We start from the raw sequence: 13382 nt of genomic DNA, 5'->3' as shown, positions 1-13382 counted from the left end.
GCTGCCAGAAGCCTTCTCACATGGCGCAGGGAGAGACCTGATACCTCACTTGCTTCCCTGCCAACCATCTTCCTTGCCTCCACCCGGTTCAATACCACCAGCCTCCGTTGCTCTTTCCTGTTCAATACCACCATCTCCTTCATGGTGACATTTTCCCGGAACAGTTAGATGGTGACAATATCGTAGAACACCGACATCGTACGGTTTACTACTTGACAAACCATGTATTGTCGATTACAATGGACGCCTGTGCACGTAAGCAGAACTATATAGTTCTTGTGCTTAAGTGTAAATGTACCTTACCATACCGTGCAGTAATTGGTTGCCTGGAGGAATACACTGGGGTCCTGCTGGGGAAAACCAGAGTGCTGGGGATGTTTGGGATGACCATCCACCGGCTTAATTAAGCGCTGCTACTCCCTCCCGTGACCGGAGCTCTGGGGGTAATCGGGCATAGCCGGGCTTTATCGGGTTTAGGCTGATATTGTCGGGTTTAGCAGCAGGGCCCCTAACCAGAAAGGCATACAGACAACCACGGCCCAGGTTAGTCTTTTGGGTCACAACCTGGATACTGCTCCTTCAAGATGAGACCAGTCCACCCATAACCACCCCGATGGGACGATGACAGCGCGTTAACCGGAGTCATAATAACCATCTATTACTATTGACATCATACATCCTGATGCGTATAATCTATGACCAAGACCGGTACCTGTACGTCAAGATTGTCTATTAAGAGGTGCAGTCACTGGTCTGGTCGTGGTGTGGGAAGGTGGAGTCTGTAGCAACACAGATAGAGATAGAAGAGGAAACTGTCCTTGATACGCGCCGGGAGAGCGCTTGATATATATGGTAATACAAAGGTGGAACCCTAACCTGTATGGCAAAAAAGGAGAAGAGATGAAAAGAAAAGCTGTATGGCTCCTGCTGTCTTCGCTAATGGTGGCGGCGCTGGTTCTGTCATCCTGCCAGCCGGCAGCAGTCGAGGAGAAGAAAATAACAGAGACAGTTAAGGGGCAGGTCATAGAGAAGGATGCTCCAAAGGTAGAAGAGGAAGAGGAAGGTCCGGCTGCCGTTGAGGAAAAGGGTCCGGAGATGGTCCTGGACTCTATGGGGAAACTGAAGGAGAAACCCCGATACGGGGGTAGCATCACCTTCATCTCGGCCAGCGGTACGCCGACACAACTCCTCGACCCGGTGAATTCGACCCGTTCCTTGCCCAACGCGCTTCACGTCTACGGACGACTGGGTACGGCCGACTGGTCAAGGGGGCCCCAGGGCACCAACGAGTGCCCGTTCACGTCTTCCTATATTCCCGACCCGTTCCTCATGGGCGACGTGGCGGAGAGTTGGGAGATTATCGACCTGGATACCATTGTCTTCAAGCTCCGCGAAAACGTCTACTGGCACAACCGCCCGCCGATGAACGGCCGGCAGTTCGTTGCCGACGACGTCGAGTATTCGTTTGAACGGGGGTCGCTGGACCCGCGGAACGTTTACTACCCGCCGGAGGAGCAGGATCCGCCGTTCTTCGTGAAGATCGACAAGTTCAACTTCGAGCTCAATTATGACGAGCCGACCACGCGCATGCTGCACGGCGTCATGAACTGGATGTACATGCAGCCGCGTGAAGTGGTGGAGGAGTTCGGCGACTGTGAGGACCCTCGTCACCAGGTCGGCATCGGGCCGTTCATGCTGGAAGACGCCGTTACCGACAGCTCGCTGACCTGGAGCAGGAACCCCAACTGGCACCTTTTCGACCCCTTCTTCCCCGAGAACAGGCTGCCCTATATCGACAAGCTCCAGATGATTGTGATACCTGACACGACCACCCAGCTGGCGGCGCTGCGCACGTACAAGACCGACTGGCAGTGGGTCCCCTCCGACAAGGTGGACGGTATGCTGGAGTCGAACCCAGAGCTGCTCATGAGGATGGTACAGCCAGACAGCTCCAACACGATGTGGCCGCGCACCGACATCGCACCCTACAGTGACAAGCGGGTACGGCAGGCAATCTCCATGGCGATAGACCAGCCTGCCATCCTGGAGGACTACTACGAGGGCAGGGCTTTCATGCTCACCTGGCCGGTGATGCCCTCCTTCGCCGACCACTACACACCGCTGGAGGAGCTGCCGGAGAGCAGCCAGTTGCTCTACGGATATAACCCGGAAGAAGCCAAAGCGTTGCTGGCCGAGGCCGGCTACCCCAACGGCTTCGCCACCGACGTCCAGGTCTCCGCCTCCGACCCGCGCGGCATCGAGGTGATGTCCCTGGTCCAGAGTTGGCTTGCCGATGTCGGCATCGAAATGACGATAGACGTGGTGGAATCCACCACCTTCGGCAACCAGCTGTGGGTGAGGTCCTTCCCCGGAATGAGCTACATCTCCTGGAGCAACAACGCCATCGATGATGCCTTCGGCTGGGCTCACGGCGGATGGGTCTCTGCTGAAGGGGTTCGTTCGGTCTATGCCTTCGCTAACGTCGTCGACGACTACGCCCAGGCAACATACGAAGAGCTCGTAGAGACGATAGACCCGGCAGAGCAATCGGAAATTCGCCGCCTGCAGTGCCTCTACGAGATAGACCAATGCTGGGAGATTCCGATACCGACACCAGCCTGGTTCCTCTTCTGGACACCCTGGCTCAAGGGCTATGTCGGTGAAGTGAGCGTCGGGCCTGACCCCGGTGAGAACACCGGTGTACTCAGGTATGTCTGGGTAGACCAGGACCTCAAGGAAGAGGTGACCGGAACCAGAGACTAGTACCGGACAGGACACCGTTCCACACGCCAGGACAAATTGACTGGGGGTATGCTAACATACCCCCAGTCTTCATTCTACGTAGCCGGTCACCGATACCTGATCACGCGACAAGGCGGCAGGTCCGCGAGAGGGTGCAGGCGTTGGCGAAGGGACCCGTGGAAATTGCTTCAGCTAGAGAACGACCACAGTGGTTGAAGAACCTGCTGCCAGGCGGGATTGATGCTTTCTCACTCCGGATAACCGGATTCCGGCTTGTCTCCTCTAGAAATAGCTGGAACGACCTCCAGAAAGTCACACGTCCCGATGAAATGTATTGTACAACGGCTTGCCTATTCTCATTGACCAGGATACCGTAGACTGAAACACGTTGCAGGTCATGGAAGATGTGTCGGTATTAGCAAATCGGGGCTAAGGAGAAGCGGGACGTGCGCTCACCGTCACTTGTTAGCAGGATGCTTCGGGCAGCAAAGCTCGATATCAGCCTCTATGAGGAAGTAGGGACCGAGACTACTGCCAGTGGGCGTGCATTCCTCACCGTGGTATTGGTAAGCCTGGCAACAGGTATAGGCGCTGGCGTAGCCGGAGTATTCAGATGGGCAGGAATATGGTCGGTCTGGGGCCTGCTGTTCGGTCTGCTTGGCTCGCTCGTTGGATGGCTTATGTGGTCCTTCATTGTCTATATCATTGGAATGAAGGCATTCAAGGGCTCAAGGGTATCGGCCACAAAGGGAGGATTGCTTCGTGCTGTCGGCTTCTCGACCTCTCCCGCAGTGCTGGGGATCTTCCTGTTCACCCCTGTGATAGGAGGGTTTCTGTGGCTTGGCTCATCTATTTGGGCTCTCATTGCCGGTATTGTGGCGGTGAGGCAAACTCTGGGTCTCAATACCGGCCACGCCGTTATGACCTGCCTCACGAGTTGGTGCATCTGTGTACTGACCGGTATTCTTGCTATCACTTTGCTATCAGCCTACTTACTCGGTGGAGGTTGTACCACTGGCAACAATTTCAATACGCAGTTGAGCTCAATCGTGGAGTCCTATCGTTTCAGCATTCCAGTATGGGAGGCTACCAGTCTTCAACATGAATTCAGTCAATGGGTACGCAGCATAGACCAGGACCTTGACAATCCGCCAGGCATAGTTGTCGAGTATTTCGCTGCCACCGAGGACCGCAGAAAGCCGTTACAGGACACGGTGGAAAAGATCCTGGAGAATCAGATAAAGGACGCATTGATTCAAGAGCACATCTTCGGTTTCCCGCCGGTGAATCTGAGGCTCACAACACTGCCCCGCCTGCTGGTAATCTCGCCGAGAGGCAGAATAGAGAGCATGAGAGAAATCATGTTGCAGCCGAATCTCAGCCCTGAGCAAATAGAAAGCATCGAGGCTCAGGTCGATAAGTTGGGTGTTTCTTCATTGATAGTAAGGCTTGGGGGTTTTGCAGGAGCTTACCCTAGCTTTGTTACCAATAGTGATAATCTGTACTTCACCATTGAGACTGCAGTTGAGGAATGGATACATCAATACCTGGCTTTTAAGCCGTTGGGTTTTCAATACATGCTGGACCTCCTTGGTATATCGCGGAATTACGAGGTAGCCACCATGAATGAGACTGCCGCAGGCATGATAAGTGAAGAGATTGGCAAGGATATCTGCGACAGATACTACCCGGGGCAGAGAGAAGTTCAAGAGGATACGTCTGACTTCGACCGGGAGATGAGGGAAATAAGGCTGGCGGTTGATGACTATCTGGCCAGGGGAGAAGTCGAAGCAGCTGAGCAATTCATGGAGCGGAAGCGCCAGCATCTGGCTTCAGAGGGCTACCACATCAGGAAACTGAATCAGGCCTACTTCGCCTGGCACGGTACATACGCTGACGAAGCAAGCTCTATCAGTCCGATCGGGGTCGAATTGAGGGAACTGAGGAGCAAGTCTGGCTCGGTCAAGGAGTTCTTGGACACCGTTGCTGAAATGACCAGCAGGCAAGACCTGAAAGACCGTGTTGAATCACTGCGATAAGACGAGGCGGGTAGATTGAACAAACATCGGGATGTGGTCTGACTTGCGCCTATACCTGCTTCTCGAAGGAGAAGCACACCACGCCACTGAAACAATGCCGGGCTTCTTTAGGGATGCAGGGATGTATTAGGCCGGTACAACGTAGTTGGAGAACCAGAACACACGGCCTTTCCTGTCTTCAGTGGCACCGCGGGGTGGTTTGGGTTCTCCTGGTTTGAACAGCAGTGCGCAGGACTTCCCGCCCGGTGACTGTGACATCCTTGGTGAAGCTCCTGATGAAGGCTCTTCTCTCGGGCAGCGGGTTCCTGCTGAGAACGGCATGTATGCCCCAGACATAGTGTGGCACGGTTAAAGGCGTCTCTGCTGAAGTTGGTTGGGGCAAGCTTTCCGAGCTACGATAGATTCGAGACTTCGCTTGTTGTCCTGGTATCAGACAGGTATTCCGGTATACACCTCGTTGGTGAAGATGGTATGTAGAACCAGGAAAAGACTTCTCCTGAAGTCCAGAGTCTGGCTCACTACCCTGGCTGATTTCTGAGGGAGAACTGCCTCATTTCTGGAGTTTATCTTTATCCTAGTGCTGGCTTACCAGGTTGGCTCAGATCCCTATTATTATCCTGGTCCTGCTTATCAGGCGGGCCCTGGCCCGTGCTTTTAGCCTGGACCTGCTTATCGGGTGGGCTCAGATCCGTGTCTTTGTCCTGGACCTGCTGATCGGGTTGGCTCTGACCTGTGTATTTAGCCTGGATCTGCTGATCAGGTGGGCCCTGGCCCGTGCTTTTATCCTGGACCTGCTGGTCGGGTTGGCTCTGACCTGTGTATTTAGTCTGGACCTGTTGATCGGGTTGGCTCTGGCCCGTGCTTTTATCCTGGACCTGCTGGTCGGGTTGGCTCTGACCTGTGTATTTAGCCTGGACCTGCTGATCGGGTGGGCTCAGATCCGTGTCTTTGTCCTGGTCCTGTTTGCCAGATTGGCTCTGATCCTTGTCTTCAGCCCGGGTCTGTTCGCCAACTCGCTTGAAGAAGTCATCCAAAAAATCGCGGGTATCTTCGTCAACTTCTTCGTCAGGCATACTCTTACCTTTGGTACGTTCACCATCCTGGCCCTGGTCTTTGCCCTCATCCTGGGCCTGTCCACCAGACTCGCTATGACGCTGCTCCTGGACATCTTCACTTCCCCGGTCTTGCTCCACGCCTTGAGTAGACCCGTTGTTTTTATCCTGACCGGGTGGCTTTGATTGTATTCGACTTTCTTTAGCCGCTTCAGGTTCCACTATATTCTCGGGCGCCTCGTCCCCAAGCGGCTCGGTTCCGACTACTTCACCACCGGAAATCAGGTTGTTCTCGATTATAAGATTGAAGCGTATGAGCCATCCACCCTCGCCGTCTGCTTCGAGAACACCGCTATGCCCAAAGACCGGCTTGCCATCAGATTGAGCCTCAATACTGAAATTCGCCGTTCCCTGAGAGAGATACCGTAGAGCGACAACGTATTCACCACCTATCGGATCAGGTACGGATATTTGCTGGGTGCCTTCGGCCGGTATTAAAGACAGGGAGCCGGCAATCTGGTTGAACGACAGACCGGTTAGCAGAGTCCCGGTACTTGAGCCGGTGGGGTCGCATAACGAGGCTACCGCTGGCATGTCAACTCTAACTACGAGCTCATTCCGGATGGCAGGCACTGTCTCTGGCTGCGATGGAGCGCTTCCCGCCTGTACCTCGGTCTTCTGACTGGGTGGCAGGTATACTTCTTCACCCTGTGCAACCACACTAACCAGTCCCGAAGTTGTCGCAACCTCTGTCGATCCAGCTTCATCAACAATGGTAGAAAACAGGGTCCCTCGCACTACGGCTGTTGCCGATGGCGTTTCAATCTCATAATGGGAACCTGTACCTGCCATTTTCACCACACGACTCCATGTCCTGCCCAGCCATTGCTTCAGGGTAATCCTGACAGATTCATCCTGAGCACGCTCGACCTGCTGAATCTGTACGTCGGTCTCAGATTCGAGTTTGATGGTGCTACCCTCAAAGAAAGTAAGCAACGCACCGGAATTTATAGCCGTCCTTACGCGGTCACCTACGGACAGGGTCATGCCGTCAGTACCCTGTTGCCAACTTGTCTCCTCTGGAGACTGTATCTCGACACTACCGCTGAATACACTCAGGGTACACTGAGATGCCAGGGCCGGGGCTGCCCACATGAGACGTAGCCCGCCAATGGCAGCACCAAGGATAAGAGATACGGTCAATGCTACTGGAATCACAGTCCTCTTCATTCCTGCTAAACCAGTTAAAGCCTGCCGTAACCATTGATATCCGAGACCGAGAATGTCAAACGGTGATGTATTTTGCTGGCGTCTCGCCGCCTGGGGTTGTATGGCCTCCTTGCGAATTCGTGCCAGCAGACGTGCACCGGACATGATCCTGAATGCTTCCGGGGCTACTATCCCGGGAGTGGCAGAAACAGACAATGCCGTATATAGCAACGGCTCAATCTTCGAACGCACATCAGGGTAATCAGCCAGGCAGGCCTCAACCGTCTCTCCGTTGGCTATTCTCTTGATGCACTCGTCCAGCGTCTCTGCCAGTTCTCTCTTCATTCCCGGGTTTCCCCTTGCTCAGTTACTGCTGCACCCTTCCGGGCAGTTCTACGGGGTATCCTGTAATCTGGTTCTTTATTGTTAATACAATCGACCAACGTAATTTGTTACACTTACCTTCATTATCTCAACTCTCCTGGTCCTGGGGACGGGTAAGGTATGGTTCTGGGCCAGTCTTCTTTCTTGTCTTCCAGCGACAGGGAAGGATAACGTTATGTGCTGTCGGGTACAGGTTGGAGTACGAACTGGTCAAGGTATGTAATTGACAACCGTGTAACCCTGATAACGTTTCCCTGTAATTGATGCAGCCGGAGAAGGAGCCGGAGAAGGAGCCGGAGCCGGGACCGGCACGAGCATATCCGCACGTGCCACAGTTATCGAAGCACCCAGGTCACTGGCGACCTCCTCAATTTCCTCGCTTATTTCTTTCTCCATTGCCGGGTCCATATGTACCACTATTATTCCTGGGACGTATCCCTTGAGCCGTCGGAATCCAACGAGCACATTGTGAAGACCGGACGGAGTGAGATGACCGGTATCGGCGGCAAGGGGCGAATATCTGTCAGAGAAGGTCACCTCAGTGACAAGTATCTGTGGGCACAAGTCGCGCAAGGAATCTACTAAAAATGGGCCGGTATCACCAGTGTAGAATACGGCGTTACCTCTGGAATCACTGACCTGATAGCCAACGGCAGTTACCGAGTGATTGACAGGGATAGCGATAACTTCGTACCCGTAAATAATCTCCGGTTCATACGGTCTCATTGTCTTGAATTGGAGCGTAGGCCATCCCCTGGGCAGGTCCTGGAATCGGGGGTAGATTTCTCCGTTGAGCAAATGAGTTTCAATCATGCTGCGGACTTCGCAAGTGGAGTAGACCTTGATTCTGGCACATTCACGATGAAGATTCAGTGCAATGGCTGGAATATCCCGGATGTGGTCAAAATGTGCATGTGTAAGAAGAACAGCCTTTAGCCTTTTCTGGGCTGAAATGGTAAGACATGAGGTCAGACTGCCTGCATCAATCGACAGGACATCATCAATAAGCAAAGAAGTACATTTGGTAGTTGCCGTCTCCCGGTTGTGTGCACCCAGAACACGAAGTTTCATCAGCTTCCTATCTCCCTCCGCCGACACTCCAGTACATCGGAGTTTCAGGTCGTTTTTACCGGTCGTTATTACGCTGCGGGCTCGGAATGTTCAACCGCGCTCAGTGGCAGTTCTACCGTGAAAGTAGCACCACCCATATCATTGTTCTCGATTCGTATCAGGCCATTGTGGTCCGTCACAATAGCCCGACAGGTGCTTAAACCAAGGCCGGTACCTTTCCCTACTGCCTTGGTGGTGAAGAACGGGTTGAACACTTGTGATAGCTTCTCTTCCGATATGCCGGTGCCATCGTCAGCAACTGACGCTTCTGCCCATTTGCCATGTATGCGTGAAGCAACTATGATGTTCCCGCCATTCGCCTTTGCCGCTTCTTTAATGGCATCCTCTGCATTTAGCAGGAGGTTCACGAAAACCTGAGTCAGCTGTGACGAACTCCCTCTTATATAGAGCGGGCCAGCTGCTAAATTTTTGTGCGCCGTGATGCTCCGCGCACCCCATGTGTATAGCCGTATGTCCATAACCCTGTTCAGCACTTTGTGCAAGTCGAGACGGCGTAGCCTGGGACTGGACTGGTGGCTGTAGGTCAGGAGGGACCTCATTATCTTTGAGGCGCGCCTGGCTTCATCACGTACGACCCTCAAATCCTTATTCTGCCAGGACGGCATTTCTTCCGATAGCATCAAATCGCAGTGGAGTAGAATACTGCTTAGCGGGTTACTTATCTCGTGGGCGATACCAGCCGTCATTTCCCCGAGTGAAGCCAGGAGCTGTGAGTGCCGCAGTTGTTCCTGGATCTTTATCCGGTTCTCATACTCATCGATTGCAGACTTGTGCAGCCTTAGATTCTCAATGGCCATGGCCGCTGTTGATGCTACCGACAGCAGTGTCTCCAAATTTTGCACGGAGAAATCGGTTCCATCGTCTTTATTGAGCACCTCCAGAACCCCTATCACCTTCCTTTGAACTATCATCGGCGCACACATGATAGACCTGGTGACAAACCCCGTGGTCTTGTCAATCTGCCGATTGAAACGTTCGTCCTGGCTTACGTCGTTGACTATCAACGGCTTGCCGTTTAGGGCAACCCAACCGGCAATGCCCGATTGTGTGCTAATACGCAAGTGCTTCAGGGTGCTTTTAGCCCCACCTAATACGACGTCGAAGACTAGATCGTTCCCGCTGTCATCGAGAAGGAGCACAGAAGAAGCAGACGCTTCAATCGCATGCTGAGTCATCTTGACAATCTGTTCGACTAGCTTAGAAAGGTCCGATACCGAACCAACCTTCTCACCAATCTTGTGGAGAAGGTCCATTCTCGTCTCATACTGGTACTCACCGGGTCTGGTCAGGAGTTTCGTTTCCTCGTATTTCGTTGTATTGGCCACCATCTTCCCCTCCTTATGAGCTGAAGTGGGACTTGTTGAGTCAGCGGCTTAGCACGCCTGAACTGCCGGTTCAACATCCATGTGTCCGGATACTGGGCGGGTACTGTTTTCGGTTGTCCAGCCCTCGTTAATCTTCACAATGGACTCTCGAAGAACATCTCACAACCAGCCTGCATATTCTGATTCTGTTCTACCCAACTGCTGGCGAAGCCTGGACAGGGCCCTCATTTGTAATACTCTAACGGCTCCCTCTTTCTTGTTCATAACTTCGCCGATCTCACGGTTATCCAGACCTTCGATAAACTTCAGTATGATTACCTGTTTCTGGTTCGGAGGCAAGCGTCCTGTCGCATCCAGTAGTGTTTCCCGACTGAACCTGGCTGCGACTTGTTTTTCAGGACCGTCCGCCTCGACGAGTGTTTCTGTCTCCAGTGACACGCTTTTTTGTGTTTTCTTAAGCACGTTGATTGTGTGATTATGAGCAATGCGGTAGAGCCACGGCATAAATGTCCGACCCCTTCCTTTGCAGGATTCGATTGCCTTCCACGCCTTAATAAACACGTCCTCGGTGACATCCTCAGCCGTCATCATGTCCCTGACATGATAGAGAACATATCGGTATATCGGATTAAGGCATACCTCGTAGATTTCACTGAAGGCTTCAAGATCACCAGCCGCCGCTTTCTCTACCAGCCCGGAAATGTCGGGCAGCTCACGCGCAGCGGGTGTGGCGGTTACCTGTACTTCGTTATATTCTATTACCTTAATTCCCATTGTCTTCTCCGTATGCTATCCGGTTGCCACCAGAATCCGGCTGTTCTGGCTATCATCCCTCAGGTCATAGCAATCGACCACCCTGTAGGCGTGGACGGGTTCACGTTTCCCTCGCAAAGCAAGTGGTGGCAACGACTCTGTAGCAATGCTACCTTTCACAAGATCATGGCTATTGCTTCCAATCCATATCTCCCCACCCGGTGCAATATCAGTTAGCCTGGCAGCGGTGTTTACAGCATCGCCAATCACGGAATATTCCAGTCGGTTTACTGACCCCATGTTGCCTGCTACTACTTTCCCTGTATTGATACCGATGCCAAAGTCCATCTTTGGAAGTTCAGGTTCGCGTTCCTGCAACTCCCTGATGTCACGCAAGGCACAGATAGCCGTTCTTACAGCCAGTATCGCATGATCCTTGAGCTCTATCGGAGCATTCCAGACGGCCATGATGCTATCACCGCCTAGTTTGTTCACCATACCGTCATGTTTGAGGGTAGCCTCGATAATCACCGATAAATAGCGGTTCAGCGTCTTAACCAGTTCCACCACCGGCGTCCTCTCGGTGATACCGGTGAAGCCACGAACATCGGCAAAGAGTACAGTAATCTCGCGCTCCTCGCCACCCAGTTTCAGTTCACCCTCCCTTAATGCCGTCAGAACGTTATCTACTACCGGGGCGGAGATATAGCGACCGAAGGTCTTCGCCATCTCTGTTTTCTCACGCCTTTCAACGACGATATTATAAAGATTCACACCCACAAACGTACCCAGAATAGTCAGCGGCGGGTACAGTGTGTTCATGACGGCACCCTTGTCAAATAACGTAAAAGCGAACAGGTAGTACCCAATGCCGAGTAACACACATCCAAGGGTAGACCATACCGTCCTGAACCTCAGTACCATAAGGCCGCAAAGAAAGGCCAACACCATAATCGACGCAGCGGTAGCAGTGGCAGGAACCGGCTTCAGGAAATTGGCAGTCAGGATAGTATCGACCGCAGTAGCATGTATCTCCACGCCACTCATTATTCGCCCTGCGGGTGTCCAGAATGTATCGCCAAGTCCGACTGCCGTGGCACCAATCATCACAATCTTGTCCTGAAATATGTCTGGCTCAACATTGCCGGTAAGCACATCAGCATAGGAGACAGTCTTAAAGCTCATCGGAGCAACTGAGTCACAGGTATAGTTAATCAGCATGTTTCCGGAACTATCGAGCGGAATTGACCGGCCTGCGAAAGTCAGCACGTCGTCCTCGATAGCAGATTCGATGACCTGGGGCCGGCGAAGGTAACTGGCCACAACAGTCAATGATAGCGCCGGGGTGGGGTCGGTCCCTCCGGATATTGTAATAGGCAGTCTTCGCATAACCCCATCTTCGTCGGGAATAATGTTGGCATGCCCAACGGCAACGGCACTCTCTTGAAGAATCCGTATCGGATTCAGGATATCCTGAAAAACTATCGTCCCTGTGGCCGTTAACTTGTTGGTGGTGGAAGCATAGGCAAGCGGTATGACTACGTTTCCAGCATTACGAATAGACGCTGCAAATACTTCATCGTCGGATGCCGGTTCGGAGAAGAGAACATCAAAGGCTATCACCCTGGCACCGGCGCTGCTGAGTACATCTGCCACCTCCGCGTGATAGGACCGTGACCATGAAGAGTAGTGCCCAAGCTGACCCAGGCTTCTATCATCAATGGCAACGATGACAATCTCGCCCGCTTGTCTTGGTGATTGCAGGTACGCCGACCCAAACAGGAGGTCGCCGCTCTTCAATTGGGCCCCGTAGAGCAGATTGAAATGAGACATCAAACCGAGTGCCGCGCCAATGGCAAGAGCGACGAGGATGCCTCTTGAGTAGCGGCCTCGCTTCGACAACCAGCGGACGCGCGGCTTATGCATGAAGCGCCTCAATCTGTCCATGATTACGAATAGTTTCTCCCCGTACAATGCTATTGCAGGGAGACTAAAGAAGTCCTGAAATTTACGCAGGCCATCTAAAGATTACCTAAACGATATCGTTGTCACATAGAGGCCAGATGACCCTCTCCCCTGAAAACTGCTATGCCACAAATCTACTAACAAACGTCGGGATGTTTGCCCAGCGATGCGTATAATTAAGCTAGAGCAGGACGCTCCTGATAAAATACTCTCATCTCGAATTATTCTTCGTATACTAAAATACCATTCTGCTGAAAACAACTTGTAGCTTTCAGCAATAGGTCGTACACTATATACTAATTCGGAGGTATGTAATGAAAGCATTAATAGTCTATGACTCGGTCTATGGGAATACGGAGCAAATTGCCAGGGCGATTGGCGATGCCATTACCGACGATGTTAAGGTGCTTCGAGCCGATGCAGTGGACCCTTCCGACCTGGAATCGATTGACCTCCTCATTGTCGGTGCTCCAACATACGGGGGCAGAGCGACACCAGCGGCTCGAACCTTCCTGGATATGATTAAAGGGACTGCGATTAAGGGTATCAGTGTCGCGACGTTCGATACCAGACTCTCGGCGAGATGGGTTAAAATCTTCGGCTATGCCGCCGGAAGAATCGCCAGCACCCTGAAAAGAAAGGGTGGTAATCTTGTTTTGCGCCCTGCAGGTTTCTTCGTCAAGGGCACAAAGGGTCCACTGAAAGAGGGGGAGTTGGAGCGCGCCGCCGCCTGGGCAAAAGAAATTACTAAGAGCATCAAGTAGCTTATTAACTGAATGGTA

At 52.6% G+C, this 13382-nt stretch carries 8 protein-coding genes; 3 read left to right on the top strand and 5 right to left on the bottom strand.

The window, feature by feature from the left end; genetic code table 11:
* Positions 1-900 precede the first annotated feature (900 nt).
* Entirely contained in the window at positions 901-2763 is a 1863-nt protein-coding gene (locus tag VMW13_09460) for an ABC transporter substrate-binding protein (GenBank protein HUV45042.1), read from the top strand.
* Positions 2764-3188: 425 nt separating this feature from the next.
* A complete protein-coding gene (locus tag VMW13_09455) occupies positions 3189-4781 on the top strand; it encodes a hypothetical protein (protein HUV45041.1) in 1593 nt (530 codons plus the stop codon).
* Between the two features lie 569 nt (positions 4782-5350).
* On the opposite strand, the gene VMW13_09450 is transcribed toward VMW13_09455, so the two are convergent.
* The 5 genes from VMW13_09450 to VMW13_09430 form a co-directional block, all read right to left on the bottom strand.
* Entirely contained in the window at positions 5351-7387 is a 2037-nt protein-coding gene (locus VMW13_09450) for a FecR domain-containing protein (protein ID HUV45040.1), read from the bottom strand.
* A gap of 249 nt (positions 7388-7636) precedes the next feature.
* On the bottom strand, positions 7637-8497 hold the full coding sequence (locus VMW13_09445) for an MBL fold metallo-hydrolase (protein HUV45039.1): 861 nt from the start codon (positions 8495-8497) through the stop codon (positions 7637-7639).
* A 68-nt stretch (positions 8498-8565) separates the two neighbouring features.
* Complete coding sequence (locus VMW13_09440; protein ID HUV45038.1) at positions 8566-9885, bottom strand: GAF domain-containing sensor histidine kinase; 1320 nt, start codon at positions 9883-9885, stop codon at positions 8566-8568.
* A 156-nt stretch (positions 9886-10041) separates the two neighbouring features.
* A complete protein-coding gene (locus VMW13_09435) occupies positions 10042-10656 on the bottom strand; it encodes a sigma-70 family RNA polymerase sigma factor (GenBank protein HUV45037.1) in 615 nt (204 codons plus the stop codon).
* Between the two features lie 15 nt (positions 10657-10671).
* Positions 10672-12582: an adenylate/guanylate cyclase domain-containing protein gene (locus VMW13_09430; GenBank protein HUV45036.1), complete on the bottom strand. Its 1911-nt coding sequence runs from the start codon at positions 12580-12582 to the stop codon at positions 10672-10674.
* A gap of 332 nt (positions 12583-12914) precedes the next feature.
* On the opposite strand from VMW13_09430, the gene VMW13_09425 reads away from it, so the two are divergent.
* A complete protein-coding gene (locus tag VMW13_09425; GenBank protein HUV45035.1) occupies positions 12915-13364 on the top strand; it encodes a flavodoxin family protein in 450 nt (149 codons plus the stop codon).
* The last annotated feature ends 18 nt before the right edge of the window (positions 13365-13382 follow it).

This window comes from Dehalococcoidales bacterium (genome assembly GCA_035529395.1).
Taxonomy (GTDB): Bacteria; Chloroflexota; Dehalococcoidia; order Dehalococcoidales; family Fen-1064; genus DUES01.
The sequence above is the reverse complement of the archived record's forward strand: the minus strand, read 5'-3'. Positions and strand labels throughout refer to the sequence as shown.

Excerpts from the sequence above, each read along its gene's own strand:
- VMW13_09435 (HUV45037.1), bottom strand. The coding sequence starts at position 10,656 with ATGGGAATTAAGGTAATAGAATATAACGAAGTACAGGTAACCGCCACA.
- VMW13_09460 (HUV45042.1), top strand. The coding sequence starts at position 901 with ATGAAAAGAAAAGCTGTATGGCTCCTGCTGTCTTCGCTAATGGTGGCG.
- VMW13_09440 (HUV45038.1), bottom strand. The coding sequence starts at position 9,885 with ATGGTGGCCAATACAACGAAATACGAGGAAACGAAACTCCTGACCAGA.
- VMW13_09430 (HUV45036.1), bottom strand. The coding sequence starts at position 12,582 with ATGGACAGATTGAGGCGCTTCATGCATAAGCCGCGCGTCCGCTGGTTG.
- VMW13_09425 (HUV45035.1), top strand. The coding sequence starts at position 12,915 with ATGAAAGCATTAATAGTCTATGACTCGGTCTATGGGAATACGGAGCAA.
- VMW13_09445 (HUV45039.1), bottom strand. The coding sequence starts at position 8,497 with ATGAAACTTCGTGTTCTGGGTGCACACAACCGGGAGACGGCAACTACC.
- VMW13_09450 (HUV45040.1), bottom strand. The coding sequence starts at position 7,387 with ATGAAGAGAGAACTGGCAGAGACGCTGGACGAGTGCATCAAGAGAATA.